We start from the raw sequence: 24272 nt of genomic DNA on the forward strand, positions 1-24272 counted from the left end.
AGGAAGAAACCGTCACCCCCTCTCCCGCAGCCGCACCATCCGTGTGGTCGAACTCTCGTCGAGTTCCACGAGATCCGAACGGGAGCGCAGGAACTCGCTGAACGACCGGTATCCCAGTGCTTTCTCGCTGAACGACGGATCCATCCGTTTCATCTGCGCCTTGACTGCCGAGTTGTGCAGCCAGTCGACATCGTCTTTCTCCAGGCCGATCCGCAGCGCCCGGGTCAGCAGGCCCGTGGCGGCGGCCTGCGGGTCCGGAGCCTCGGCAGCTTTGTCCCGCGACGATCTGCGTTTGCGCGCGGGCTTGTCGTCGGCCACCGGTTCGGGCTCGAACACGGGTACTCCGGGCAGCGCGTCGTAGGTGACGAACTCGTCGCACGCCGCGGCCAGCATCCGGCTCGACGAACCGGCCACCCCGATGCCGACCACGTAGCGGCCCAGACGTTTGCAGCGCTGGGCCAGCGCGATGTAGTCGGAGTCGCCGCCGACGATGACCACATGGGTCAGGTCGGGTAGGCGGAACATGTCCTCGACCGCGTCCACGGCCAACCGGATGTCGGCGCCGTTCTTCCCGTAGGCCGCGGCCGGGAACAACTGGACGAGGTCGACGGCGCGACCCACCAACTGTTCGCGGTAGGCCGCGTTGATCTCCGCAGACCAGTCGGCGTAGGCGCGGGTCAGCACCAAAGTGCCGAAGGACGACGCGAAGTCGATGACGGCGCCGACATCCACGGTGGCGCGGGCCAGTCGTTCGGCCGCGTCCGGCGGCGGTTTGGCCTTGTCCTTCTGAAACGAGTTGCGGCCGTTCACCTGGTCGTACCGGGAGATGACGATGTTGTCGAAGTCTAGGTACACCGCCACGCGAGTCGAGCCGATCTCGGTCATGACCACAGTCTGGCCGACCCGTCGGCTCAGCGGACACGATGCCCGAATCGGGGGAGACGTTCGCCGTGGAGCCGACCATCGCGCACCATGGGGGCGTGACCCGAGTCGGCATGCCTCCCGAGCCGGCCAGACATACCGTGCTGGCCGAAACCGACAGCAGTGCCTACCACTCTCTGCGGCAGCGTCCGGCAACGCGTGCGGAGCGGTATGCGCTCGGTAAGAGTCTGCGCAAGAAGGTGCCCCGGCGGTCCCTGGCCGACTGGGAGCCGCGCGCCGGGCGTCCGGATCCGGTGCGGCTCATCGAGTTGAACCACCGCGGTCGACTCGAGCGTCTGATCCCGGTGCGGGTGGGACGGATGATCGCGTCGCCCTACGGATTTCTGCGGGGGACCGCCGTGGTCATGGCCGATGACGTGGCCCATCTGCCGGCCACGGGGATCACCCCGGTGGTGTGTGGAGACGCGCATCTGGGCAACTTCGGCTTCTACGCCTCGCCCGAACGCGATCTGGTGATCGACCTCAACGATTTCGACGAGGCGCACCCGGGCGGCTGGGAGTGGGATCTGCGGCGGCTGGTGGCCAGCATCTGGGTCGCGGGACGCCACAACGGCGCCGCCGAGGACGACTGCGGCGCCGCGGTGCGCTCCTGCGTCTCGGCCTACCGCAACGAACTGCGGCGTCTGGCCGACCAACCGCTGTTCTACCGGTCGTTCACCCGGCTCGACGTCGACCGGTTGGCCGGGCAGACCACGGGGCCCCTCGCCGACGAGGTCCAGCGCTCGGCGCGGCGCGCCCGCAACCGCACCAGTGACCGCGCGCTGCCGCGGTTCACCCGGGAGGTCGACGGTGTCCGCAGGATCGTGGAGGAGCCGCCGCTGATCACCCGGTTGCCCGAGCGTGAAGCCGAGGCGCTGGCCGCGGCACTCGACGACTACCTGCCGACGTTGTCCACGCACTGGCGGCGCGTCCTGGGCGGCTACACCCTGCTCGACGTCGCCCACAAGGTGGTCGGCGTGGGCAGTGTCGGTCTGCGCGCCTACGTGGCGCTGCTGGAGGGTTCGTCCCCGGAGGACGTGGTGTTCCTGCAACTCAAGCAGGCCCGCCGGTCGGTGCTGGCGCGCTACGTCCACGGCGAGTCCGCGTGGCACGCCCATCAGGGGCAGCGGGTCGTGGAATACCAGCAGGCGTTGCAGACGGTCAGCGACCCGCTGCTGGGCTGGACCACCGTGGACGGTCTGCAGTACTACGTGCGCCAGTTCCGCAACATGAAGGGCACCATCCCGCTGGACGTGATGCATGCCGCGGCACTCATCGACTACAGCGGGGTGGTCGGCCAGTTGCTGGCCAAAGGACACGCCCGGACCAGCGGGGCGTCGATGATCGCCGGCTACCTGGGCCGCTCGGAGCGGGTGGACGATGCGATGACGGTGTTCGCTCGCCGCTACGCCGATCAGACCGAGGCCGACCACGCCGCGCTGGTCGCCGCGGTCGAGCGCGGCAGGCTGCCGGTGGAGCGCGCCTCGTAGGAGTGGGTCAGTGGATCTGTAATTGCAGGTCGGTCAGGCGGGCGCGTGCGTCGTCGGGGATGGGTGTCGGGCCATCGTCGCCGAGCAGCACCAACACCGTGTCGCACAGACTGATGCAGTCGTCGCCGAGGAACAAACCGGTCGAGGCCACGAAAGAGGTACGCCCGATGTGCCCGACGCCGATCCCGGTGCCGATCACCGAAGGCCACGGCGCCTCCCGCAGATAGTGCACGACGATCGTCGAGGTCACGATCCGTATGGTGCGCGCCGCTCGGTTGTAGATCTCCGGGAAGGTCTGACGGTTCAGACTGGCGCGGGTGTTCTCGTGCAACGACTCCAGGGCGACGTTGTTGAGGTGATTGTTGGCGTCCATGTCGCCGAAGCGCGCCTGGATGGAATCGCGGACCGGGTACGCGGTGGCGTCCAGACGTGCCGGATGCGGGCGCGCGACGGTGCTGATGTACGGATTCGACCCGGGCTGCATCCGGTCAACCTAGCTCGTCGCCGCAGCCGCCCGGTGCCGGGTCTCAGCAGTACGTGGTGACCCCGTTGCCGGTCGGACTGGTGATGACCGCGCCGGGGGGAATGGGCTGCCCCAGCGGCATGCACCACGGCACACCGTCTTTGAGGACCATGATGCCCGGACCGTTGTTGCGTTCCGGGACGAGCGCGTCGGTCGCCCGTTGCAGCCCGTCCTGCACGTTGTCGACGACGTCTCTGGCGATTGCCGCGCCCTGCTCCCGCTGTTGTTGCTCGAGGCATTGCTGGTCACCCGGCGCGCACGGTGGTGGGTTCTGGGCGGTGGCCGGCGGGGAGAAGATCACAAGAGCCGCGATGCCGGACACCACGCCCGTCACCGTCAGGTGCGAGTACGCAACGTGGCCGGACATAGACGCGAACCTATCGGTGCGGACCATGCGGCCGGGACCGAATCCCACGATCCGTTCGGCGGTCATTGTCAACGTAAGCAAGCCGGGCGGACCCGCCGGGTTGCGCCGACCGCTACCGTGGGGTGCATCGAGGTGACGGCGACACGGCGGGAGTTCTCCAGATGACGGTGGTCCTTGCCATCCGGTGCGCGAACGGCATTGTGCTGGGCTCGGATTCGCAGATCACGGACCCGGGACGGGGGTTGACCTACCCGGCGCAGAAGCTGCACCCGCTGGGCGCGAACGCTGCCTGGGGCGGCAGCGGGTCGCGCGCGGTGCTCTACGACATCGAGCAGATATTCCACGACGAAGCTGACGCGATCATCGAGGCGAAGAACATCGGGCATGCGTTGCAGGCTCGGGTGCTGCCGGTGCTCAAACACCACTACGACACCTTCATCCCGAAGGTTCCTGGCGAGGAGGCCGCCGGCACCCCGGCCAGTTACATCCTGGCGGCGGGCTACTCCGGGGATACACCGTTCATCATCGACATCGACCCGAACGGGCTGATCGGCCATCACGAGGAGACCGGTTTCCAGTCGGTCGGCAGTGGTGCACCGCTGGCCCAGCAGGCCCATGCGCTGCTCACCCATTTCCGGATGAACGAGCGCGACGTCGACTACGGGGTGGTCGCGGCGCTGCGCGTCCTCGATGCGCTCGACGCGTCGTCACCGAGCGTCGGCGGTCCGATGGACCTCTGCCGGATCACTCCCGACGGTGCCCATCACCTCGATCCCGACGAGGTCGAGAAGGTGCGACGGCAGGTCGAGCGCTGGATCGCCCTCGAACAGGACGCGCTCGACCACCTCTTCGACTGAACAGGCATCGGTTTAGGCTGCGCGGCACGGTGGCAATACGCCCCACATCGCGGTGCGGCGGCTCCGAGGGCAGACTTGGCGCGGGATGTGAGGAGGACTTATGTCGGAGTTGGCCGACACTGACGACGTGCCCGAGCCGGTCGAGCCGACCTACGAAGAGCACCTGCACCCGGCCCGTCCCCGCACGCTGCGGTTCCGCCCACGCGTCAAGACTCCGTTCGCCCGCCGGTCACCGGCCCAGGACGGCCCGGCCAACGGCAGCAACCCCGCCTACGTGGAATGGTTGCGCGCGCAGTCGATGCTCGCCGACGCCAACGAGATCAGCCAGCAGTTCTCCGGGCAGGGTTCGATGTGGCAGAACCCGTTCGCCACGCCGAACCCCCGGGCGGCGGTGGAGGCCGCGTCGGTGTGGTTCACCGCGTATCCGTTGTCGTTGATCACCCGGTCCGACGAGTCGTTTCTCAAGGCGATGGCCAGCGAACAGATGTGGCAGGCGTTCGCCGAGATCGGGATCGAGGCCGTCCACACCGGCCCGGTGAAGCGCGCCGGCGGCATCTCGGAATGGCAGTACACGCCGAGCGTCGACGGGCACTTCGACCGCATCGGCACCCAGATCGACCCCGCGTTCGGCACCGAGGATGAGTTCCGCGAGATGTGCGCCACCGCAGCGTGGTACGGCGGCACCATCATCGACGACATCGTTCCCGGCCACACCGGCAAGGGCGCTGACTTCCGGCTCGCCGAGATGAAGTACGCCGACTACCCCGGCATCTACCACATGGTGGAGATCGATCCGCGGGACTGGCACGAGCTTCCCGAGGTCCCCCCGGGCGCGGATTCGGTCAACATCGACGCCGAGACCGAACAGTGGCTCGACAAGGCCGGTTACATCATCGGCCGTCTGCAACGCGTCATCTTCTACGCCGAAGGCGTCAAGGAGACCAACTGGAGCGCCACCCGCCCGGTCACCGGTGTCGACGGCGTGGAACGCCGATGGGTGTACCTGCACTACTTCAAGGACGGGCAGCCGTCGATCAACTGGCTCGACCCGTCGTTCGCGGGCATGCGACTGGTCATCGGCGATGCGCTGCATTCGCTGACCGACCTCGGCACCGGTGCGCTGCGGTTGGACGCCAACGGCTTCCTGGGTGTGGAAAAGGCGGCCAGCGAAGGCAATTCAGCATGGTCGGAGGGGCATCCGCTGTCGGAGGCGGCCAACCACCTGATCGCCAGCATGGTGCGCAAGGTCGGTGGCTTCACATTCCAGGAGCTCAACCTGACCATCGACGACATCCGCCAGATCGGGGAGGCCGGCGCCGACCTGTCCTACGACTTCGTCAACCGGCCCGCCTACCACCACGCGCTGGCCACCGGCGACACCGAGTTCCTGCGGCTGACGCTGCGCACCACCCTCGAACTCGGCGTGGATCCGGCCTCGTTGGTGCATGCTCTGCAGAATCACGACGAACTGACCTATGAGCTGCTGCACTGGGAGAACGGTCACCGCGAGGACGTCTACGCCTACAAGGGCGGCGAGATGACCGGCGAGCAGATCGCCGCCGCCGTGCGCGCGGACCTGATCGAGCACCTCACCGGACCCGACGCGCCGTACAACCAGGTGTTCACCACCAACGGAATCGCTTGCACGACAGCCACAGTGGTGTGCGCCGCCCTCGGTATCAGGGACCTCGACGACATCACCGACATCGACGACATCCGCCGGGCGCATCTGCTGCTGGCGATGTTCAACGCGCTGCAGCCCGGTGTCTTCGCGCTGTCGGGATGGGACCTCTGCGGCATGCTGACGCTGCCGTTGGGGGAGGTGGCCGAACTGGTCGCCGGCGGGGACACCCGCTGGATCAACCGTGCCGCACACGATCTGATGGGGGCCAACCCGGGCGCCACCGCGTCGACCGCCGGGATGCCCGCCGGTCGCAGCCTCTACGGCACGCTGCCCGAGCAGCTCGACGACGAGACCAGCTTCGTACGGCAGCTGCAGGCGATCCTGAAAGTGCGCTCGCACTACGGGATCGCGACCAGCACCCAGGTCGACATCCCCGAGGTGTCCCACCGCGGAATGCTGGTGATGGTCCACCAGCTCGCCGACGAAGGGCGGATGGCGCTGACGGTGCTGAACTTCGCGAAGGAACCCATCGCGGGCACCGTGCGCTCGGAGTTCCTGCCACCGGGGTCGCAGGTGTCGGACATGTTCAGCGGCCACGACCTCACCACCGTCGACGACCTGCACAGCTTCGCCGTGGAGATCGCACCGCTGCACGGGTTGGCGCTGCTGGTCCAGGCGCCGGAGGAGGCGGACGACCAGCAGTGATCAGCCCTGCTGCGCCGCCCGCTCGGCCGCGTGGTCCTCGATGGCCTTGCCGATCGCGTGGGCAGCCTGATCGACGAACGAGCGGCCGCTGCCGGTGACCCAGTCCCGCGACGCCACCGGAGCGGCCAGTTGCCCGGTGAAGTGCGGGATGACGTACTGGGCGAACAGTTCGTAGCTGTGCAGCTTGGCCGCCGGGGGTGCCCAGTTGTGGTCGAACAACAAGAAGGCGCCGAAGCCGCCGTCGCTGGCCTCGACGAGTTCCTCGATCTTGGCGATCGCGTCGTCGGGGGTGCCGATCACGGCGAAGCCAGACGCCCGGTTGTTCTCGACGATCTCGGTGACCGTGTCGCCCTGCACGGGGCCGGCCGGCAGCACGTGGGTGAAGTATCGCGAGAACTCGGCGATGCCGTAGGCGACGTCGCGCTCGGCCTGTTCGCGGGTCTCGGCCAGGTGCATCGGGCCGACCAGTCGCCACTTCGAGCGATCCGCCACGTGGCCGTTCTCGGCAGCCACCTCCTGCCAGGTGTTCCAGTGCGTGGCGAGCAGGTCCATGCCCTGCCGGGCGGTCGCCGCCATCGACAGCATGCCGATGCCGTGCTTGCCCGCGCCCCGCGGCCCGGTCGGTGAGAACGACGCGGCGACAGCGACATCGAAGCACGGGTCACTGTAGGGGCGAAGCTGCAACCGGGCGTCGCGGAGGGTGAACCCGTCGGTCGACATGGTCACGGTCTCGCCGCGCAGCAGGCGCATGATCGCCTCGAGGCACTCTTCCATGCGGGGTCGCTGCGCGTCGGCCGGGATGCCCAGCATGTGCGCATCGGAGGTGAGTTGTCCGGGTCCGCAGCCGAGCATGACCCGTCCGCGGGTCAGGTGGTCGAGCAGCACCATGCGATCGGCCAGCATCAGCGGGTGGTGGTACGGCAGCGAGCTCACGCCGGTGCCGAGCTTGATGTGCTTCGTTCGTTCGGCCGCCACCCCGATGAACACCTCGGGCGAGGCGATGATCTCGAAGCCCGCCGAATGGTGTTCGCCGACCCAGGCCTCGTGGAATCCGAGACGGTCCATCGCGACGATCAGGTCGAGGTCGCGCTCGAGCGCCAGGGTGGGGTTCTGACCGACGGGATGAAAAGGTGCCATGAAGTTGCCGAAACGCATCCGACGATTCTGTCGGTCGCGACCCGGCGTGTGTCCGTAACGCCGCAATACGGGGACCGCCACGGCCGTGGCTGTTCTCGAAGGCGCTTCGCGGGGTATGTCTCGCGGCGAACCCCTGACCCGACAGGAGACCGCGCATGTCGTCCGATACCGACACCGAGCAGGGCACCCAGCCGAAACGCTCGGAACTGGCCCGCAAGATCACCGGTCCGCTGCTGTTCCTGTTCATCCTGGGCGACGTCCTGGGTGCGGGCGTCTATGCCCTGATGGGCGTGCTGGCCGAGGAGGTGAGCGGCGCGCTGTGGGCGCCGATGCTGCTGGCTCTGGTGCTGGCGCTGCTGACGGCCGGCTCCTACGCCGAACTGGTCACGAAGTACCCGCAGGCCGGTGGTGCCGCGGTGTTCGCCGAGCGGGCGTTCAAGACGCCGTTGGTGTCGTTCCTCGTCGGCTTTTCCATGCTGGCGGCGGGTGTGACCAGCGCGGCGGGCCTGGCGTTGGCGTTCTCCGGGGACTACCTCGCGACCTTCGTCGACATCCCGGTGATTCCGGCCGCGCTGCTGTTCCTGCTGCTGGTGGCCTGCCTGAATGCGCGGGGGATCAGCGAGTCCCTGAAGTCCAACGTCGTGATGACGATGATCGAGTTGACCGGCCTGCTCATCGTGGTCGCGGCGGTCGCGGTCATGGTCGGACGCGGGGACGGCGACGTCGCGCGGGTCGGCCAGTTCCCCGACGGCGTGTCACCGGGGCTGGCTGTGCTCGGCGGCGCGATCATCGCGTACTACTCGTTCGTCGGGTTCGAGACGTCGGCCAACGTCGTCGAGGAGATCACCGAACCCCGTCGGGTGTACCCGCGTGCGCTGTTCGGCGCGTTGATCGCCGCGGGCGTGGTCTACGTCCTGGTCGGTCTGGCCAGCGCGATCGCGCTGCCGCCCGAGGAACTGGCGCAGTCTTCGGGCCCGCTGCTCGAGGTCGTCTCCGCATCGGGTGTCGGGGTGCCCGAGTGGTTGTTCAGCTTCATCGCGCTGGTCGCGGTCGCCAACGGCGCACTGCTGACGATGATCATGGCCAGTCGCCTCACCTACGGCATGGCCGCGCAGGGACTTCTGCCCGGTGTCCTCGCGAACGTGCTGCCCAATCGCCGGACACCCTGGGTGGCGATCGTGGCCACCACTGCGGTGGCGATGGCGCTCACACTGACCGGCGACCTGTCGACCCTGGCCGAAACGGTCGTGCTGCTCCTGCTCTTCGTGTTCGTGTCGACCAACGTGGCGGTGCTGGTGTTACGGCGCGACCACGTCGAACACGACCATTTCCGGGTGTGGACGGCCATCCCGGTGCTGGCGGTCGCGTCGTGTGTGTTGCTGTTGACGCAGCAGAGCGCCACCGTGTGGATGTTCGGCGGCGTCATGCTCACCGTGGGTGGTGTGCTCTATGCCGTGGCGCGACGGGTGACCGGCCGGTCGGTGTTCAGCGCTTGATCGCGGTGACCAGGAGGTACTCCGCGGGGTACTCCGTGCGACCGGGAGTGCTGCCGCGGTTCCACTGCGCCAACAGGGCAAGGAAGTCCCGGTCGAGCGCGTCGACCCGTTCCGGGGTGTCGGCGACGTTCCGGTACACCGCGATGGTCGGCCCGTAGTTGCGTTTCCAGTAGTCCCGGAACTCCTCGGGGCTGGCGCAGTGGTCCATCACCACGGTCTGCCGGTCCATGTGCAGGCTGGACACCCGCTCACCGAACAGTTCCCGCACGTGTTCCGGGTTGCCCCACTGCGGCGGCGAACCTGCCCCGGGCGGCGGAGGCGCCGCGTAGGGCTTCATGGTGGCGAACAACTGCCCGATGAACCCCTCGGGGGTCCAATTGATCATCCCGATCGTGGCGCCGGGCCGGGCCACCCGCACGAGTTCGTCGGCGGTCGCCTGATGGTCCGGTGCGAACATCGCGCCGACGCAGGACATCACCACGTCGAATTCGTCGTCGGCGAACGGCAGCGCCTCGGCATCGGCCTCCACCCAGTTCACCTCCACTCCCCGTTGCGCAGCGCGCGCCCGCCCGGCGTCGAACAACTCGGGGGTGAGGTCACCGGCGGTGACGGTGGCGCCCCGCTCGGCGGCCGGGATCGCGGCGTTGCCGGATCCGGCGGCGACGTCGAGGACGCGCTGCCCGGCCCGCACGCCGCATGCGTCGACCAGCCGCGGCCCGAGTTCCGGGATCAGTTCGGCGGCCACTGCCGGATAGTCACCGGAGGCCCACAGGGCGCGGTGGGCCGCCTTCACCCCGCGTCCGGTCGATGGATCACTCATGACGGCTCCCGGTCCGCTTCTACACCGGCCCGTCGGCGACCGGGCCGGATGGTGGCACGCGCCCGCGATGCGTCCCGCAGCCTGATGGTAGTCCCGCGGACGCGCTCATCAGCGAAAACGGTGGATTTGCGCGTCCTTGCGGTGCCGCGCACCCGAACGACGGTGACAGGGTGGACAAAGTGAAATAATGCGGCGATGGCAGAGCTCGCATCGTCGACCGGCCGGCGCCCGCCGCCGGCGACCGATGAGTTGCAGGCGGGCAGCTTCCGGTTCTGGTTCTTCGGGGAGCGTTGGGAGTGGTCCGACGAGGTGGCCCGGATGCATGGCTACCAGCCCGGCACGGTCACCCCGACCACGGAGTTGCTGCTGTCCCACAAGCACCCGCAGGGCCGCCGTCACGTCCAAGAACTGCTCGACCGTGCGCTGCATACGGGCGGGTCCTTCTCGAGCCGCCATCGCTTCATCGACACCGGTGGTCGCGAACATTCGGTCCTCGTGCTGGCCGACCGGATGTACGACGAACGCGGCGCGGTCGTCGGCACCGAGGGGTACTACGTCGACCTGACCGCAAGTTTCGACGACGCGCGTCGAGCCGCACTCGACGAGTCGCTGCCGGATCTGTTCGAATCCCGCGCGGCCATCGAACAGGCCAAGGGCGCGTTGATGCTGGTGTACCGGGTCGACGCCGACGAGGCGTTCAAACTCCTACAATGGCGCTCGCAGCAGACCAACACCAAGCTGCGGTTGCTTGCCGCCCAGTTGGTCAGCGAATTCGCCGGCGTGGAGGCTGATGTGGGGGCATTGCGCCGTGAGCTCGACCATCTGTTGCTGACCGTGCACCGCCGTGTCGGTGCAGCGGGACACGAGAACTGAGAGAATCGATCTTTCTGCGAGGGGTGGATACGGAGGCGCGTGGGTCTGTTGGATGTCCGGTGCGAGATCACCGACGGGGTAGCGGTGGTGTCCGTCAAGGGCGAGGTCGACTCGGGCACTGTCGACGTACTGTTGCGCGTTCTCGATGACGGCATCGGTATGGCGGGCGAAGCGAGGCAACGCATGATGATCGTCGACCTCGACGAGGTCACCTACTTCGGCAGCGCCGGTTTGAACGCGCTGGTGGGCGCCCACGAGCGCGGGGTCGCCGACGGCATCGCCGTGCGACTGGTGGCCGCCAACGCCGAGGTGGTGCGTCCGCTGGAGATCACCAAACTCGACCAGGTGTTGCAGACCTACCGATCCGTCGACTCTGCGCGCGACGACGATCGCGATCCCGCGTGACGGCGCGCGTCGGGGTATCGCTCCGGTGACCCCGACGGTGTTCGACGCCGGCGGTTCGGTGGGGCGCGACCACGCGCGGGTGGACTGGGCGGCGACACCGCTGGGACCGCCGCAGTCCTGGCCGCAGAGTCTGCAGACCGCGGTGAGCATCCTGTTGTCGTCGCGCTTCCCCATGTGGATGGCCTGGGGGCCGGACCTGACGTTCTTCTGCAACGACGCCTACCGCCGCGACACGCTGGGGCGCAAGTACCCGTGGGCGCTGGGACGCCCGGCCCAGGAGGTGTGGGCGGAGATCTGGCCGGACATCGGTCCGCGGATCGAGCAGGTGCTCGGAACCGGGGAAGCCACCTGGGATACCGCCCTGTTGTTGTTCCTCAAACGGTACGACTACGTCGAGGAGTCCTACCACACCTTCAGTTACAGTCCGCTGCAAGATGATTCCGGTGCGGTCGTCGGCATGCTGTGTGTGGTCAGCGAGGACACCCAGCAGGTGATCGGTGAACGCCGGATGGCCACGTTGCGCGACCTGGGCTCGGACCCCAGTGTGGTGCGCACCGAGTCCGAGATCCTGACCTTCGCCGACCACCAGCTCTCCCAGAACATGCGCGATCTGCCGTTCACGCTGACCTACCTCTATGACGATGACGGCACCGCGCGCCTGGTCGGACATAGTGGTGTGGCCGAGGGGCATCCGATCGCGCCGGCCGAGCTGAGCCGCCACGGTAACGGACTGTGGCCGGTGGTTGAGCCGGCATCGGGGGAGTCGGTGCTCGTCGAACTCGACGCCGGACGCTACCCCGATCTGCCGGTCGGCGACTGGCCCGCGCCTCCGGTGCAGGCGTTGGTGGTACCGCTTGTGCAGCAGGGGAGTTCGACGGTGGGCTTCCTGGTGGCCGGGCTGAACCGGTACCGCCCCCTCGACGACGGCTACCGCGGGTTCCTCACCCTGGTCGCCGGTCACATCGCTGCCGGGATCGGACTGGCCCGCAGCTACCGCAGCCAGCAGCGGCGCGCCGAGGAACTCGCCGAGCTCGACCGGGCCAAGACGACGTTCTTCTCCAACATCAGTCACGAGTTCCGCACCCCGCTGACGTTGATCCTGGACCCGGTCGCCGAGCTGCGTCGCGCCGATCACGTCGACGAAGACACCCGTCGCGAGCTCGATGTCGTGTGGCGCAATGGTTTACGGCTGGCCAAGCTGGTCAACACGCTGCTGGACTTCTCCCGCATCGAAGCCGGCCGTACCCAGGCCACCTACGCCCCCGTCGACCTGGCCACCCTGACCGCGGAACTGGCCAGCGTGTTCCGTTCCGCCGTCGACCGGGCGGGGCTGCAGTTCCATGTCGACTGCCCGCCGCTCGGTGAACCGGTCTACATCGACCGTGACATGTGGGAGAAGGTGATCTTCAACCTCCTGTCCAACGCGTTGAAGTTCACCTTCGACGGCAGCATCAGCGTGCGCGTGCACCGCACCGACGGGCAGGCGGTGATCGTCGTCGCCGACACCGGCACCGGAATCCCCGCCGACGAGATGCCCCGCCTGTTCGAGCGTTTCCACCGGATCGAGAACGCCCACGCGCGGTCGCACGAGGGCAGCGGGATCGGGCTGGCCCTGGTCAAGGAGCTCGTCGAACTCCACGGCGGGACCATCGTCGCCGAGAGCGCCGAGGCGGTCGGCACCACGTTCACCGTCCGCGTGCCGTTCGGCACCGCACATCTTCCACCCGATGCGATCGCGCCGAGCGCGGGCCGGCGCAGCACCGCCAGCGGAGCCGAGGCCTACGTCGAAGAAGCCATGCGGTGGTTGCCGTCCGGCATGAGCGACCCCCAGCACGAAACCGACAGCGACCCAGTGACATTGGACACCACCGTGTCGTCGCTGGCGGGTGCCCACCGGTCCGAGACGGTCCGGGTGCTCGTCGCCGACGACAACGCCGACATGCGCGACTACCTGACCCGGTTGCTGCGCTCCGACGGCTACCGGGTCGAGGCGGTCGGCGACGGTCAGCAGGCGTTGGACGCGGTGCGTGCGCACGCGCCGGACCTGGTGATCAGCGACGTGATGATGCCGCGCATCGACGGTCTGGCGCTGGTCGCCGCGCTGCGATCCGATCCCCGGACCGCAGCGCTGCCGGTGCTCCTGCTCTCTGCGCGCGCCGGGCAGGAAGCTTCGATCAGCGGTCTGCAAGCAGGCGCCGATGACTATCTGGTCAAGCCCTTCGCCGCGGCCGAACTCCTCGCGCGGGTGCGGGCCAACGTCGAACTGGCACGACTGCGCGACCATCATGCGCGGTGGCGCACCGCGCTGGTGGACTCCCTGCAGGAGGCGTTCTTCGTCTGCGACGAGAACGGCGCGGTCATCGAGATCAATGCCGCGTTCTGCGCCATGCTCGGTTACGACGCGTCGGGCCTGCCCTACCAGCCGGAGTACCCGTGGTGGCCGACGGTCGACAGCGATCCCGAAGCGCACCGCCAGGTGGGTCAGGCGCTCGGCGACGTACTACGGCGGGCCCACGGCACCATCTCGCCGCTGCCGGTCACCCACCGCGACGGTCGTCGCCTGTGGGTCACCGCGACGTTCACCCGCGCCGAGGACCCCAACACCGGTCGCCAAGTCGTCGTCGGCACCCTGCGCGACATCACCGCCGATTACTATCTGGTGCAGCGCGAGACTGCGCTGGCATCACTGAACGAGGCTCTCGCACAAGCGGATACGGTCGACGATGCAGTGGCGGCGGCGACCGCCGAACTCTGGCAGGTCTGGCACGCTCGCCGCGTGCTGGCGGTGACGGTGCCTGCCGGGGAGCGCCGTGCGTCGGTACCCTCGGTGGTCTGTGTCGGCGAGCCCGTCACCTGGGACGAGTTGCCGGAGCAGACCCGCGGGATCATCCTCGGCCTGCGCGACGGCGACCTGCTGGCACCCGACGTCGCGTACCCCGGCTGGGCCGGGGTGGCGCTTCAGCATCCCCAGGGCGTCCTGGTGCTCTACATCGAGCTCTACGAGACGCGATGTTTCACCTCCGAGGACCACACCCTGCTGACCGTGCTCGCCGGTCGGCTCGGTCAGGGGCTGCAGCGCGTGCATCAGATCGATCAGCAGCGCGAGACCGCGCTGGCGTTGCAGCACGCGATTCTCGGGCCGGCGGTCTCCAGCGGCTTCGCCGTGCGCTACCAACCCGCCACCCGTCCGTTGCAGGTCGGGGGCGATTGGTACGACGTGGTCAATCTCGACGACGGCCGGATCGCCCTGGTCGTCGGTGACTGCGTCGGTCATGGTCTGGACGCCGCGACGGTCATGGGTCAGCTGCGAAGTGCTTGTCGCGCACTGCTTCTCGAGCAGCCCAGCCCTGCCCGGACCTTGGAGGCGCTGGACCGCTTCGCGGCGCGGCTGCCCGGCGCCCGGTGCACGACCGCGTTCGCCGCGGTGTTGGACTGCAGCACCGGCGAGGTCGTCTACTCCTGCGCCGGCCATCCTCCGCCGATCCTGGTGCACGCCGATCGCAGCGCAGGCCTACTCGACCAAGCCCGCGCCACCCCGCTGGGGTTGAGCTACGCACCGCAACGGCCCGAAGCGCGGGTCACTCTGCCCCCGAGGTCGACGTTGTTGCTCTACACCGACGGGCTGGTCGAACGCCGCCGCGAATCGATCGACGACGGGATCGCGCGCGCCAGCGGCGCCGTGGCCGAGCACCACGACACCGCACTCGAGTCGCTGGCCGACGAGATCATGTCGCGGCTGTCGCCGACCGACGGCTACCACGACGACGTCGCCCTGCTGTTGTACCGGCAACCTGCGCCGCTGGACCTGCAGATCCGGGCCGACGTCGACGAACTGGCTCCGTGCCGCTCGGCGCTGAGGGACTGGCTGGATCGTTCCGGACTCGGGACCGAACAGGCCCTCGATGTGTTGATCGCCGCCGGCGAAGCGCTGGCGAACGCGATCGAACACGGCCACCGGGACCTGCCGGAGGGCACTGTTTCTCTGCATGCGGACGTCACCGGCGACACCCTGTCGTTGACCGTGACCGACAGCGGCCGCTGGAAGGTGCCTGACGAGAAGCCCTCCCTGCACCGAGGCCGAGGCATCGCACTGATGCGCGCCTTGATGCAGGATGTCACCATCGACTCGCAGAACGACGGCACCACCGTGCGTATGCAGTTGAGGATCAGATGATGGCAACACCGCTGGACGTGCGCACCGGACGCACCGAGGACGGACGACGCACGATCGTCGTGGTCGGCGAGCTCGACCTGAGCAACGTGGCCGCGTTGGCCGACGCCCTCGCGGTCGCCGCGGCCGACGCCGGCGGAGCACCGCTGCGCATCGACCTCGGCCGCGTCGACTATCTCGACAGCGGCGCGATCAACGTGCTCTTCGAGCATGCAGCGTCCATCGAATTGGTGGTCAACCCGATCCTGCTGCCGGTGCTCACCCACAGCGGGCTGGTCGACGTGGTGCGCGTGACGCCGGCGGTGTGATCACCCGCCCCGTTCGCGCCGCGCGCGGGCCCGGCGCTTGCCCTCGTGCATGGCGGCCACCCGCGCCACGGGAATGGTGCGGCCGTGCTCGATCAGCGCTGCCGGCAGTCGCTGGGGCGGCGGCATGGCCTCCGCCCACGGATCGCGCCCGGACAGGACGTCCACGGCGGTCCGGACGGTGAAGTCCGCCGGGGTCACGCGGTCGAGGTCGGACCACGCCACCGGGAACGACACCGGGGTGCCCGGTCGCAGCCGTGGACTGTAGACGGCGGCCACGGTGGCCCCTCCCGCACGGGTCGCATCGACGAACACCTTGCCCCGGCGGTCCTCGACGATGAACGCGGTGGTGGCGATGGCCGGATCGAGTGCCTCGGTGCGGGCCGCCAGTGCGCGGGTGGCCGCGGCGACGTCGTCGGCCGGCGCATGCCGGTCGATCGGCACGAAGATGTGCAGTCCGCGCGAACCGCTGGTCTTGACCGCACCCGTCAAACCGTTGTCGGACAACACATCCCGAACCAGATGCGCGACCGCGACCACGGCGCGAAAATCGGCGCCGTGGGGCGGGTCGAGGTCGAGGATCAGATGCGTCGGCCGATACGTGTCGTCGGCCAGGCCCAACGCGGGATGGAACTCCACGGCGCGCTGGTTGGCCAACCACAGCAGTGTGCGTCGGTCGTCGCAGACCGCGTAACGGATCTCGCGGTGTGACGACTCGGCCCACACCGTCACCGTGCGCACCCAGTCCGGGGTGTACTTGGGCACGTTCTTCTGCATGAACGGATCTCGGCCCCGCAGCACACGCAGCACGGTCAGCGGTCGGCCGGCCAGGGCAGGCAGGATGCGGTCGGCCACCGCGTCGAGGTAGTCGACCAGGTCGCGCTTGGTGACACCGGCATCCGGGGCCAGCTCCTCGTCGAGGTTGGTCAACTCGACGCCGGCCCGCTGTTCCCGGGTTCCCATCGCCACAGTGTAGGGCGACGGCCTCAGCCGGAGAGGCTCAGTTTCCTGCGCACCTTGGTGACGGTCGACGGGATCTTGCTGGCCGAGAACAGGAGACGGAGCAGCCGGCTGTCGCCGCCGGGCAGGACACCGCCGCGCTGCAGGCCGTCGACGATGTCGTAGAGCGTCTCGCCCTCCTCCATCAGGCCGTCGGCGTTGAAGTGGTAGCGGTCCACCGCAGGGCACTGGATGAACTGGCCGTTGCCGTAGACACAGGGTGCCGAGTCGTCGTAGGGGTGCAGCCGCAGCGCCCCGGTCCAGTGTCCGCTGCCGATGTAGCGGATCATCGTCCGCACGGTGCCGTCGGGCTTGACGTCGATGTAGACCTGGTCGGGCAGCGGGTCATAGCGCCAGTCGGGGATCGCGGCGAAGAACGCGAAGTTGTACTTCACGAACTCGTCGATGCCGACGATGGTGTGTCCGAGCGCGCTGACGTCGGTGTAGCGGATGTCGGGGGCGTAGAGCTCGTGGTTGAGGTCCATGTCGCGCACCAGGAAGCTCCACCAGTACTTCTTGGCCCACGTCATCACCCAGGACAGGTCCTGATCGAATGCCTTGCTGTAGTGGTCCAGTTTCGTCTGGAAGTCGACGAACCACTGCTTGGTCATCGCCTGCAGTTCGTGCTCCTGGTACACCCGGACCGGTTCGGCCCTGTTGGATTCGAGAAACGTCGGAACCGGTCCCCGCAGCCGCGGCTGGTCGAGGGCCTGCTGGAATTTTTCCTCATCGAACACTGGGTTCTCCTCTGGTTGCGGTGGGTGTGCGGGTCGGTACGCCGGCGCGACGGTTCGCGTCGGCCAGGGTGGCGGCGGCCTCGTCGCCCAGATAGCGAGACAGTGCGAAGCTGCGGACCCGGTCGATGCGCAGCAGCCAGAACACGGGCAGTGCGGACCGGCGGACGAGCGCCAGGACCGGGTCGAGGACCGTCGGAATCCGGTGCAGTCGGCGCGCGGGGGCCGGCAGGGCCGCGTATCCCCAGACCGCCGAGGCCATCAACAGCAGGTCCACCAGCGTGGACTTGAGGTCGGAAAGACCTGCGGGGCGCGCCAGTGTCAGACCGGTCTTCCGTTGTGCGGCAGTCCATCCGGGCAGAAAAGACATCCGGTCGGACAGTGATCGGTAGTACCGGGCCACCTGAGCGGAGGTGACCGGGACACGGTCACGGGGCACGCCCATCAACACGGCCAGTTCGGCCATGTCGCGGAAGTACCGGTCGCGTTCGGGGTCGGCCAGTCGGCGCGGCAGCAGCGCGTCGGACACCGAGTAGTTCTCGTAGGCGATCAGCGCTGCGTGCGAGATGGTCGTCGCAGCGAACAGCATGGCGTCGGGATCGGTGGCCGAGTACCGGTCCCCGGTCGCTGCGACCACACCATTCATCGGGCGGTGGTAGTCGAAAAGCCTTCTGGCGCAGGCGATTGCAGTCGCCCGATCGCCGAAGATGATCGGGAACGGGACCGACACGGTGCGGCGCAGTCGGTCGTGGAAGCTGCCGCTCTTGGCGCCGGCTCCGCGTTGGCGTCGCTGGTTGGTCGGGAACAGTGGGTCGTGCCCCATCAGGACGGCCTGGAAGTCCCGGTGCGGAACCTCGAGCAGGTTGGTGATCTGCGCGATCATCAGCGCGGTCGACGGATCGCTGAGCACCCGCCACGCGACCGACGAGGGACTGAAGAGTCCCGCGGACTCGGCGCCATTCATAGGAATCAAGTGTTTCCTATTAGGTGTCCGATGTCAATCAGTGCACTGCTGTGGGCGCGGGTCTCATAGGGATCGGTCGATGTCCATATGTCGGAAATCGAGCGTGGGATGATCAGCCGATGACGACGCCGAAGCGATGGCGCGGACAGACGATGCGCGACCGGTCGGCCGAACGACGGATGCAACTGCTCGACGCCGGGGAGCAACTGCTCGGCGCCCACGGATCGGCGGCGGTGGGGATGCGTGCGGTGTGTCGCGAGGCCAACCTGAGCCTGCGCTACTTCTACGAGAGCTTCGACACCAGAGAAGAACTGCTCGTCGCGGTCTACAACCGGGTCGAGGAACGACTGATGAACCACATCACCGGCGGCGGATCGCCGGCCCCGCTGACCCCGCGTGACATTCTCGAACGCTGCGCCGACTTCTTCGAGGAGGATCCGCGGCGGGCCCGCATCCTGCTCCGCGAACCGCTGGCCGACGACACCCTGCGCAAGCACAGTGTGAGCCGGAGCCCGGCGTTCATCCAGGCTCTGATCCCGGTGGTCGGCCCACATCTACCGGTCACCGTCGGACGTGACCCCGCGGGCCTGGAGGTGCTGTCCACCGTGCTCGGTGGTGCGCTGGTGGCGCTGTATCTGGAGTGGGCCGACGGGCGGCTCAACGTCACCCGGGAGGCGGTCGCCGAAGCGGCCGTGCGGGTCGTCACCGCGCTCGCCGGCACGACGATGCCGAGCGACTCCGGTGGCGGAGGTCAGGCCTGAGCGGTCTCGAGCAGGTGGCACAACCGTTCGCGGTGGAAGACGGCGTCGCCGCACAGCAGTGCGTCGGTGCGCGCACGCCGCAGGTACAGATGTAGATCGTGCTCCCAGGTGAAGCCGATACCGCCGTGCAGCTGCAGCGCTTCACCGGCGGCGCGGCTGATGGCCTCGGAGACATACGCCTTCGCGACGCTGACCGCGTGGTCGGCGTCGGCGTCGGGGGCGTCGAGGGTCAGCTCCGCGTGGTAGGTGGCAGCGGTGCTGGCCTGCACCCAGATCCGCATGTCGGCGCACTTGTGCTTGACGGCCTGGAAGCTGCCGACGGGCCGCCCGAACTGGTGACGCTCCTTGACGTAGTCGACGGTCATGGTGAGCAGCCGCTGCCCGATGCCGACCAGTTCGGCGCACAACAGCACGGTGCTCAGCTGCATCGACCGGGCGATGGCCTGCTGTGCGGCCTCACCGGACAGACACAACGCGGACTCCGTGAGCGCCACCCCGTCGAAGGTGACGTCGCAGTAGCTGCGCGTCACGTCGAGGGTCTGCGCGCGACGGATCGTGACCCCGGGGGAGTCGGACGGCACGACGAAGCGCGCCGGAGCGCCGTCGAGTAGCGCGTCGACGACGAGGATCTGCGCGGCGTCGGCGTCCTGCACGCAGACTTTCGTGCCGTCGATGCGGTAGCCCGCGTCGCTGCGCACCGCCTGCATGCCCATCCCGGACAGCCCCCACGACTGCCCTTCCTCTGCGAAGGCCCAGCTCGCGATCAGTGAACCTTCGGAAATCAGTTGCAGCAGTTTGGTTCTGTCCGCGCTCCCGGAACCGGCCAGGGCGTCGGCGGCGACGACGACCGGGATGAACGGCGTGGCACCCAGTCCGTACCCGAGCTCGGCGCAGACCAGCGCCGACTCGACGACCTGCTGGCCGAGCCCGCCGTCGCTCTCGGCGATACCCAGCGCCGGCCAGCCCAGCTCTGTCCCGTCCCTCCACAACTCGACGTCGAAACCTTCGGCCGCGTCAATGAGTTGGCGCGCCCGCGTCACCGACGAGCGCCGTGTCAGAAGCGATTTGGTGGAGTCGACCAGTCCCCGTTGTTCGTCGTTGAGCTCGAAGTCCACGGCCTACTCCTTAGCTGAGGGTCGATGGGGCAGTCGGTGACCGGCGTGGTGCAGACCGTGGATCCGGCTGATGCCACCGAGGCGTTCGCCGGGGAACTACTCGACTGGCTGCGAGACCGGCTGGCGCACTACAAGTGCCCGCGGACGCTGACCTTCGTCGCGGAGCTCCCGCGCACACCGGTGGGCAAGCTCAACAAGCGGGACCTCGTGCAGCGCTACGCAAAAACAACCGGACCGAGCTGACACAGGCGCCGCCCCCGGCCCTGTGAGTTTCCTGTCAATGACCGCCGATGTCATCGACAGGAAAAGGTTTGACGGGCTAGATGTGTAGGGCGCGCCATGCGGGTGCCGCCACGGCTTTCGCGGAGCCGACGTCCGGAACCGAGCAGGGGCGAGCACATGACCGTGGGTCAGCGTTCCAGGGTGGGCGGCGTGATCCGTGCCCTGGCGGTGCCGATCCTGATCGGTTGGATCCTGTTGACCATCGCCACGAACGTCGCGCTGCCGTCGCTGGAGAAGGTCGGTGAAGAGCGCACCGTGGGAATGAGCCCCCGCGACGCTCCGTCGATGAGGTCGATGAGCCGCGTCGGAGCCAACTTCGACGAGTTCGACTCCGACAGCGCCGCGATGGTCGTTCTCGAGGCGGAGCAGCCGCTCGGCGACGCCGCGCACCGCTACTACGACGAACTCGTCGACGAACTCGAAGCCGACACCGTCCATGTCCAGCACGTCGCCGACTTCTGGGGTGATCCGCTGACCGCTGCGGGCGCACAGAGCGCCGACGGCAGATCGGCCTACGTCCAGGTCTATCTGCAGGGCAACCAGGGTGAACCGCGCGCCAACGAGGCGGTGGCCGCGGTACGCGAGATCGTCGACCACACCCCGGCGCCGCCCGGTATCGAGGCTTACGTCACCGGCGGGGCGCCGCTCGTCGCCGATCAGCACAGCGCCGGCGACAAGAGCGTCCTGCGGGTCACGCTGATCACCATCGGCGTCATCGCGGTGATGCTGCTGATCGTCTTCCGGTCGGTGGTGACCATGCTGCTGATCCTGTTCATGGTGTTCACCGAGCTCGGTGCCGCGCGCGGCATCGTGGCCTTCCTGGCCAACGCCGAGATCATCGGATTGTCGACCTTCGCCACGAGCCTGCTGACACTGATGGTGATCGCCGCGGGCACCGACTACGCGATCTTCGCGATCGGCCGATACCAGGAAGCACGCGGCGCGGGGGAGAGCCGAGAGCAGGCGTATTTCACCATGTTCGGAGGCACCGCCCATGTCGTGCTCGGTTCGGGGCTGACCATCGCCGGCGCCATGCTGTGCCTGAGTTTCACCCGGCTGCCCTACTTCCAGACGATGGGGGTGCCGTGTGCGATCGGCACGTTCGTCGCGGTGGTGGCGGCGCTGACACTGGGATCGGCCGTCGTGGTCATCGGCAGTCGGTTCGGTCTGTTCGACCCGAAGCGCAGCATCAGCTCCCGTGGCTGGCGACGCATCGGCGTGTCGGTGGTGCGCTGGCCCGGTCCGATTCTGACCGCCACGCTGGCGCTGGCGCTGGTCGGCCTTCTCGCCCTGCCGGGATACCAGACCAACTACGACGCCCGCGACTATCTGCCCGAGGACATCGCCGCCAACGTCGGTTACGCGGTGGCCGACCGCCATTTCGGCAGCGCCAGGATGAATCCGGAGCTGCTGATGGTGGAAAGCGACCACGACCTGCGCAACAGCGCCGACTTCCTGGTGATCGACAAGATCGCCAAGTCGATCTTCCGGGTGCCAGGCGTCGCGCGCGTACAGACCATCACCCGACCCGACGGCAAGCCGATCAAGCACACCACGCTCGGTTTCCAGATGAGCAGGCAGGGCACCACCACGCAGCTCAACGAGAAGTACCAGCAGGACCGGATGGCCGACATGTTGGTCCAGGCCGAGGAAATGCAGACCAACATCGATGTCATGGAACGGATGTCGGGATTGATGCAGCAGATGTCCGACACCACACACCAGATGGTGCTCAAGACCCGTTCCACGGCGATCGATGTCGCCGAATTACGGGACCACATCGCCGATTTCGACGATTTCTTCCGGCCGGTGCGCAGTTACTTCTACTGGGAGCCGCACTGCTATGACATCCCGGTATGCATGACCATGCGCTCGATCTTCGACACGCTCGACGAAGTCAACACGACGACCGACGACATCGAGGCCCTGGTGCCGGATCTGGAGCGGCTGGACGCGTTGATGCCGCAGTTGATCGCGCTGCTGCCGTCGCAGATCGAGTCGATGAAGTCGATGCGGTCGATGACGCTGACGATGTACCAGTCGCAGAAAAGCCAAACCGACCAGCGGGCGGCGCTACAGGAGAATGCGTCTGCCATGGGCGACGCCTTCGACGACTCCATGAATGACGATTCGTTCTATCTACCGCCGGAAGTGTTCGACAACGCCGACTTTCAGCGAGGCATCGAGAACTTCATCTCACCCGACGGCAAGTCCGTGCGCTTCATCATCAGCCACGAAGGCGACCCCGCGACCGTCGAGGGCATCGCGCGGGTGAACCCCATCAAGACCGCGGCCAAAGAAGCCATCAAGGGCACGCCCCTGGAGGGCTCCACGGTCTACCTGGCCGGCACCGCGGCCACCTACAAGGACATGAGTGACGGGGCGCGTTACGACCTGCTGATCGCCGCGATCGCCGCGGCCACACTGATATTCGTCATCATGCTGATCATCACGCGCAGCGTGGTGGCCGCCGCGGTGATCGTCGGCACCGTGCTGCTGTCCCTGGGAGCGTCGTTCGGATTGTCGGTGTTGTTGTGGCAGCACATCATCGGTTTGGCGCTGCACTGGATGGTGCTTCCGATGGCGGTCATCCTGTTGCTTGCCGTCGGCTCCGACTACAACCTGCTCCTGGTGTCGCGGTTCAAGGAGGAACTCTCCGGCGGCATGAGGACCGGCATCATCCGCGCGATGGCCGGCACCGGTTCGGTGGTCACCTCCGCGGGGCTGGTGTTCGCGTTCACCATGGCCACATTCGCGTTCAGCGATCTGTTGGTGATGGCCCAGGTCGGCACGACGATTGCGCTGGGGCTGTTGTTCGACACGCTGATCGTGCGGTCCTTCATGACACCGGCGGTCGCGGCACTGCTGGGCCGCTGGTTCTGGTGGCCGCAGCGCATCCAGAGTGAGGCGTCCAAGCGGCGACTGGAGGAGCTCCGGCGGCAGCCGGTCGCGCCCTGAGATCACCCGCCGGCGCGGTGGGCGAGCTCACCGATGCGCGTGGAGTCGAGTTTGGCGAGCAGATCACCCGCGTCCTCGAAAACGTCCATCGCCCCGGCTTCGTAGAGTTCACCGCGCGACACCCCGCCGCTGAGCACCGCGATCGACGCCACCCCGGCGCGTGCGGCGGCCTCGCAATCCCACACCGCGTCCCCGATGAACACCGCGTCCTGCGCGCTCACCCCGGCCCGGTCGAGGGCCACGGCCACGATGTCGGGTTTCGGTTTGGCGACGTCGACGTCCTGTGACGACGTCATCTCCGCGACCACGTCGTCGCAGTCGAGCACCTCCCGCAGGATCGCCAGCTCGTCCTCGGGGGCCGACGTCGCCAACACCACCTGCAGTCCCAACCCGGCGACGCGGCGGAGCAGATCGCGCGCCCCGGGCAGTGGCGCCAACAGGTTCGCGCTCTCCCGATAGAACTCGCTGTGGCGGTCTTTGAGTCGGTCGAGCACGTCCTGGCCGGCGTCCCCGGCCAGGGACCGCACCAGCGTCGTGCCGTCCATGCCGATGCAGCGGTGGATACGCCAGCCGTCGGCGCGCACGCCCTCGGCGTCGAATGCCCGTAGCCAGGCGTGCACGTGCAGGTAGTTCGAGTCCACCAGGGTGCCGTCCACGTCGAAAAGGACGGCGGCGCGCTCCGTCGTCATCCGCGGCAGGTACCCGGGCGTCCAGGCGATCAAACGCCGGTGGTCGTCTGCTCACATGCCGAATCCGCGGGTATCG

General features: G+C 68.0%; 20 protein-coding genes and 1 pseudogene. 11 read left to right on the top strand and 10 right to left on the bottom strand.

The genetic code is table 11. From position 1 onward, the window contains the following. Positions 1-12 precede the first annotated feature (12 nt). Entirely contained in the window at positions 13-885 is an 873-nt protein-coding gene (locus tag ACAG25_RS14485; RefSeq protein ID WP_370489157.1) for an NYN domain-containing protein, read from the bottom strand. A gap of 110 nt (positions 886-995) precedes the next feature. Between ACAG25_RS14485 and ACAG25_RS14490 the strand changes: the two genes are divergently transcribed. Next, positions 996-2411 (top strand): DUF2252 domain-containing protein, encoded by a 1416-nt coding sequence (locus tag ACAG25_RS14490; protein ID WP_370489240.1) that lies wholly within the window; start codon positions 996-998, stop codon positions 2409-2411. Between the two features lie 7 nt (positions 2412-2418). Here the strand turns inward: ACAG25_RS14490 and ACAG25_RS14495 are convergent, their stop codons facing one another. Together ACAG25_RS14495 and ACAG25_RS14500 are read right to left on the bottom strand one after the other, a co-directional pair. Beyond that, entirely contained in the window at positions 2419-2895 is a 477-nt protein-coding gene (locus tag ACAG25_RS14495) for an acyl-CoA thioesterase (RefSeq protein WP_370489158.1), read from the bottom strand. A gap of 43 nt (positions 2896-2938) precedes the next feature. Then, a complete protein-coding gene (locus tag ACAG25_RS14500) occupies positions 2939-3301 on the bottom strand; it encodes a hypothetical protein (protein WP_370489159.1) in 363 nt (120 codons plus the stop codon). Positions 3302-3462: 161 nt separating this feature from the next. On the opposite strand from ACAG25_RS14500, the gene ACAG25_RS14505 reads away from it, so the two are divergent. Beyond that, positions 3463-4158, top strand: coding sequence for a proteasome protein (locus ACAG25_RS14505; RefSeq protein ID WP_370489160.1), 696 nt, complete (start codon positions 3463-3465; stop codon positions 4156-4158). A 100-nt stretch (positions 4159-4258) separates the two neighbouring features. Beyond that, entirely contained in the window at positions 4259-6487 is a 2229-nt protein-coding gene (treS, locus tag ACAG25_RS14510; RefSeq protein ID WP_370489161.1) for a maltose alpha-D-glucosyltransferase, read from the top strand. On the opposite strand, the gene ACAG25_RS14515 is transcribed toward treS, so the two are convergent. Next, on the bottom strand, positions 6488-7642 hold the full coding sequence (locus ACAG25_RS14515) for an LLM class flavin-dependent oxidoreductase (protein ID WP_370489162.1): 1155 nt from the start codon (positions 7640-7642) through the stop codon (positions 6488-6490). Between the two features lie 137 nt (positions 7643-7779). On the opposite strand from ACAG25_RS14515, the gene ACAG25_RS14520 reads away from it, so the two are divergent. Next, on the top strand, positions 7780-9120 hold the full coding sequence (locus tag ACAG25_RS14520; protein ID WP_370489163.1) for an APC family permease: 1341 nt from the start codon (positions 7780-7782) through the stop codon (positions 9118-9120). Here the strand turns inward: ACAG25_RS14520 and ACAG25_RS14525 are convergent. Beyond that, entirely contained in the window at positions 9110-9940 is an 831-nt protein-coding gene (locus tag ACAG25_RS14525; protein ID WP_370489164.1) for a class I SAM-dependent methyltransferase, read from the bottom strand. The genes ACAG25_RS14520 and ACAG25_RS14525 overlap by 11 nt on opposite strands. Before the next feature lie 195 nt (positions 9941-10135). On the opposite strand from ACAG25_RS14525, the gene ACAG25_RS14530 reads away from it, so the two are divergent. The 4 genes from ACAG25_RS14530 to ACAG25_RS14545 are packed head-to-tail and all read left to right on the top strand — an operon-like array spanning position 10136 to position 15697. Next, the gene (locus tag ACAG25_RS14530) at positions 10136-10813 is read left to right on the top strand and encodes a PAS and ANTAR domain-containing protein (protein WP_370489165.1); all 678 of its coding nucleotides are present in this window, start codon (positions 10136-10138) and stop codon (positions 10811-10813) included. A gap of 39 nt (positions 10814-10852) precedes the next feature. Next, entirely contained in the window at positions 10853-11218 is a 366-nt protein-coding gene (locus ACAG25_RS14535) for an STAS domain-containing protein (RefSeq protein ID WP_370489166.1), read from the top strand. Positions 11219-11243: 25 nt separating this feature from the next. Further along, positions 11244-15392 (top strand): SpoIIE family protein phosphatase, encoded by a 4149-nt coding sequence (locus ACAG25_RS14540; RefSeq protein ID WP_370489167.1) that lies wholly within the window; start codon positions 11244-11246, stop codon positions 15390-15392. Next, positions 15392-15697, top strand: coding sequence for an STAS domain-containing protein (locus tag ACAG25_RS14545; protein WP_370489168.1), 306 nt, complete (start codon positions 15392-15394; stop codon positions 15695-15697). Before ACAG25_RS14540 ends, ACAG25_RS14545 begins: the two co-directional genes overlap by 1 nt. Here ACAG25_RS14545 and ACAG25_RS14550 read toward each other — a convergent pair whose 3' ends face one another. Genes ACAG25_RS14550 through ACAG25_RS14560 form a run of 3 tightly spaced genes read right to left on the bottom strand, consistent with a single transcriptional unit; the run spans position 15698 to position 18391 of the window. Beyond that, entirely contained in the window at positions 15698-16657 is a 960-nt protein-coding gene (locus ACAG25_RS14550) for a DNA polymerase domain-containing protein (RefSeq protein WP_370489169.1), read from the bottom strand. Between the two features lie 23 nt (positions 16658-16680). Beyond that, positions 16681-17430 (bottom strand): nuclear transport factor 2 family protein, encoded by a 750-nt coding sequence (locus ACAG25_RS14555; RefSeq protein ID WP_370489170.1) that lies wholly within the window; start codon positions 17428-17430, stop codon positions 16681-16683. Next, positions 17420-18391, bottom strand: a complete 972-nt coding sequence (locus ACAG25_RS14560) for an oxygenase MpaB family protein (RefSeq protein WP_370489171.1) — start codon at positions 18389-18391, stop codon at positions 17420-17422. The genes ACAG25_RS14555 and ACAG25_RS14560 overlap by 11 nt, the downstream gene beginning before the upstream one ends. Positions 18392-18510: 119 nt before the next feature. Here ACAG25_RS14560 and ACAG25_RS14565 point away from each other — a divergent pair, with 119 nt between their 5' ends. Then, positions 18511-19152 carry a TetR/AcrR family transcriptional regulator gene (locus tag ACAG25_RS14565; RefSeq protein WP_370489172.1) on the top strand — a complete coding sequence of 214 codons (642 nt, stop codon included), beginning with the start codon at positions 18511-18513 and terminating at the stop codon, positions 19150-19152. Here ACAG25_RS14565 and ACAG25_RS14570 read toward each other — a convergent pair. Next, a complete protein-coding gene (locus tag ACAG25_RS14570) occupies positions 19143-20267 on the bottom strand; it encodes an acyl-CoA dehydrogenase family protein (protein ID WP_370489173.1) in 1125 nt (374 codons plus the stop codon). The two genes, ACAG25_RS14565 and ACAG25_RS14570, sit on opposite strands and share 10 nt — an antisense overlap. A 24-nt stretch (positions 20268-20291) precedes the next feature. Between ACAG25_RS14570 and ACAG25_RS14575 the strand changes: the two are divergent. Then, positions 20292-20510: pseudogene (locus ACAG25_RS14575) on the top strand (acyl-CoA synthetase); the annotation flags it as partial. A 156-nt stretch (positions 20511-20666) separates the two neighbouring features. Beyond that, complete coding sequence (locus ACAG25_RS14580; protein WP_370489174.1) at positions 20667-23507, top strand: RND family transporter; 2841 nt, start codon at positions 20667-20669, stop codon at positions 23505-23507. Between the two features lie 2 nt (positions 23508-23509). Here the strand turns inward: ACAG25_RS14580 and ACAG25_RS14585 are convergent, their stop codons facing one another. Beyond that, a complete protein-coding gene (locus ACAG25_RS14585; protein WP_370489175.1) occupies positions 23510-24196 on the bottom strand; it encodes an HAD family hydrolase in 687 nt (228 codons plus the stop codon). Positions 24197-24272: the final 76 nt, after the last annotated feature.

Source organism: Mycobacterium sp. pV006 (assembly GCF_041287115.1).
Classification (GTDB): Bacteria; Actinomycetota; Actinomycetes; order Mycobacteriales; family Mycobacteriaceae; genus Mycobacterium.

Bases quoted from the DNA above. Each gene is read 5' to 3' on its own strand.
- ACAG25_RS14520 (WP_370489163.1), top strand. From the start codon at position 7,780: ATGTCGTCCGATACCGACACCGAGCAGGGCACCCAGCCGAAACGCTCG.
- ACAG25_RS14550 (WP_370489169.1), bottom strand. From the start codon at position 16,657: ATGGGAACCCGGGAACAGCGGGCCGGCGTCGAGTTGACCAACCTCGAC.
- ACAG25_RS14485 (WP_370489157.1), bottom strand. From the start codon at position 885: ATGACCGAGATCGGCTCGACTCGCGTGGCGGTGTACCTAGACTTCGAC.
- ACAG25_RS14530 (WP_370489165.1), top strand. From the start codon at position 10,136: ATGGCAGAGCTCGCATCGTCGACCGGCCGGCGCCCGCCGCCGGCGACC.
- ACAG25_RS14505 (WP_370489160.1), top strand. From the start codon at position 3,463: ATGACGGTGGTCCTTGCCATCCGGTGCGCGAACGGCATTGTGCTGGGC.
- treS (WP_370489161.1), top strand. From the start codon at position 4,259: ATGTCGGAGTTGGCCGACACTGACGACGTGCCCGAGCCGGTCGAGCCG.
- ACAG25_RS14545 (WP_370489168.1), top strand. From the start codon at position 15,392: ATGGCAACACCGCTGGACGTGCGCACCGGACGCACCGAGGACGGACGA.
- ACAG25_RS14515 (WP_370489162.1), bottom strand. From the start codon at position 7,642: ATGCGTTTCGGCAACTTCATGGCACCTTTTCATCCCGTCGGTCAGAAC.
- ACAG25_RS14580 (WP_370489174.1), top strand. From the start codon at position 20,667: ATGACCGTGGGTCAGCGTTCCAGGGTGGGCGGCGTGATCCGTGCCCTG.
- ACAG25_RS14500 (WP_370489159.1), bottom strand. From the start codon at position 3,301: ATGTCCGGCCACGTTGCGTACTCGCACCTGACGGTGACGGGCGTGGTG.
- ACAG25_RS14560 (WP_370489171.1), bottom strand. From the start codon at position 18,391: ATGAATGGCGCCGAGTCCGCGGGACTCTTCAGTCCCTCGTCGGTCGCG.
- ACAG25_RS14565 (WP_370489172.1), top strand. From the start codon at position 18,511: ATGACGACGCCGAAGCGATGGCGCGGACAGACGATGCGCGACCGGTCG.
- ACAG25_RS14495 (WP_370489158.1), bottom strand. From the start codon at position 2,895: ATGCAGCCCGGGTCGAATCCGTACATCAGCACCGTCGCGCGCCCGCAT.
- ACAG25_RS14490 (WP_370489240.1), top strand. From the start codon at position 996: ATGCCTCCCGAGCCGGCCAGACATACCGTGCTGGCCGAAACCGACAGC.
- ACAG25_RS14585 (WP_370489175.1), bottom strand. From the start codon at position 24,196: ATGACGACGGAGCGCGCCGCCGTCCTTTTCGACGTGGACGGCACCCTG.
- ACAG25_RS14525 (WP_370489164.1), bottom strand. From the start codon at position 9,940: ATGAGTGATCCATCGACCGGACGCGGGGTGAAGGCGGCCCACCGCGCC.